General features: G+C 59.2%; 1 protein-coding gene. It reads left to right on the top strand.

Annotation, left to right across the window (positions count from 1 at the left end; translation table 11 throughout):
- The coding region (locus tag L6D81_RS29435; RefSeq protein WP_236183009.1) for a DesA/ISL3 alpha bundle tail domain-containing protein at window positions 1-255 on the top strand (255 nt) is incomplete at both ends.

Genomic DNA, 255 nt, shown 5'->3' with positions numbered 1-255 from the left:
TTCGCGTCGACGAAGCCAATCGACTGCGTCATGACAAGCCGGCCCGAAAGGTCATCAAGCAGGCGCGTTGGCTGCTCCTGCGCAACCCGCAGAACCTGAAAACACCGGAGCAACAGGTCCGCTTGGAGGATTTGCTGGCGGCTAACCAAGCGTTGATGACGGTCTATTTGATGAAGGCTGAACTCAAAACGCTCTGGGCGCCAAGTACCGCCTGGGGCTGGAGATCAGCCTGGAAGCAATGGCTGCGCCACGCTC

The sequence above is a fragment of the Pseudomonas sputi genome, assembly GCF_021603585.1.
GTDB classification, from domain to species: Bacteria; Pseudomonadota; Gammaproteobacteria; order Pseudomonadales; family Pseudomonadaceae; genus Aquipseudomonas; species Aquipseudomonas sputi.
This window is presented reverse-complemented; position numbering and strand designations above follow the sequence as displayed.